2 protein-coding genes are annotated in these 1267 nt (G+C 63.8%); both read right to left on the minus strand.

The genetic code is table 11. The features are described 5' to 3' along the window. Window positions 1-850, minus strand: an 850-nt coding sequence (locus EN994_RS32020) for an extracellular solute-binding protein (protein WP_127308180.1), incomplete at its 3' end; no start/stop codon positions are given. A 3-nt stretch (window positions 851-853) separates the two neighbouring features. Then, window positions 854-1267, minus strand: a 414-nt coding sequence (locus EN994_RS32025) for a cupin domain-containing protein (protein WP_164746442.1), incomplete at its 5' end; no start/stop codon positions are given.

Consider the following 1267-nt stretch of genomic DNA (forward strand, 5'->3'; position numbering starts at 1 on the left):
CGTAGGAAGCGTCGGTGTCCTTGGCGCCGACCGGGATGGTCAGCTGGTCCATGACGACCAGCCAGTCCTTCCACACCGGCGTGTAGGCAGCGCCGTTCTTGACCGCCGTCATGGCGCGGCCGGTCCACATGATGATCATGTCGGCCTCGCCGGATTCGGCGAGCTGCTGGGATTCTGCGCCCGTCTTCCAGAAGATCGTGTCGGGACCGATCGCCTTGATCTTGGCGATGCCCTTGTCGATATCGGCCGGCGTCATGGCGTCGACCTTGCCGCCGTCTGCCAGGATGGCCTGTTCGATCAGGCCGCCGAGCGGGCTGCCGCTGCCGTCGATGGCGCGGGTGCCGGGAAATTTCGCGGTGTCGAAGAAGTCCTTCCAGTCCTTCGGCGGATTGTCCTTGTACGTGTCGTTCTTGTACATCAGGACCATGCCGTAGTTCATCGCCGGCACGCTGCACTCGCCGACCTGTCCGGGCGGGATGTGCGAGATGTCGAGCTTGGTCAAATCCAGCTTCTGGAACAGTTTTCCGCAATGCACGAAGGGCGGAAAATCGTCCGTATCGACGACATCCCAGGTCACATTGCCTGATTCGACCTGCGCCTGGAGCTTGGCGATTTCGGTCGGCCCATCATTCAAAAGCTTGACGCCGCTCTTGTCGACGAATTCCTTGAGGGCGGCGACCTGGCCGTCCTGGTAGATGCCGCCATAGGAGACGAAGGTCAGCGTCTTTCCCTTCAGCGAGCCGTCCACCACGGTCCCGGCCGGCGGCGCGTTCTGCGCGTGAGCGGCGGCCGCAAGCAAGGCCAGTGCGGCGGCGCCGACGAACCCGGCCAATCTTGATCTGCTTCCCATTTTCTAACCCTCCGATGGCTCGCTGTTTGATTTTGGTAGGCCGGGCGCGAGCGTTTTCCGGGCTACATATTGGTCGAGGTCGACGGCGCCGCTGGTCGGCGGCGCAATGATCCACAGCACTTCGGCCACCGTATCGCCGACATTGATCGTCCGGTGGGGCGTCGAGGTCGAATATTCGATGCTATCGCCCTCTTCGAGGGTGAAGCTCTCCTCGCCGAGCGTCAGTTGCACGCGTCCGCGCAGCACGAGGAACATCTCGCTCGCGTTGCCGTGCGTGTAGGGCACGTCGCCGGTCGAGCCGCCGACGGCGAACTCGCCGCAATAGACTTCCATCTCGCGGATCGGCCGGCGCGACAGCAGCGTCTTGCGGTAGCCTTCGCTGGTCGGCAGCGCCGGCCGCTCGCTGCGTGTCAGCAC

Origin of the sequence: Mesorhizobium sp. M7A.F.Ca.CA.002.09.1.1 (genome assembly GCF_003998555.1) — a bacterium.
In the GTDB taxonomy this organism is placed as follows: Bacteria; Pseudomonadota; Alphaproteobacteria; order Rhizobiales; family Rhizobiaceae; genus Mesorhizobium; species Mesorhizobium ciceri.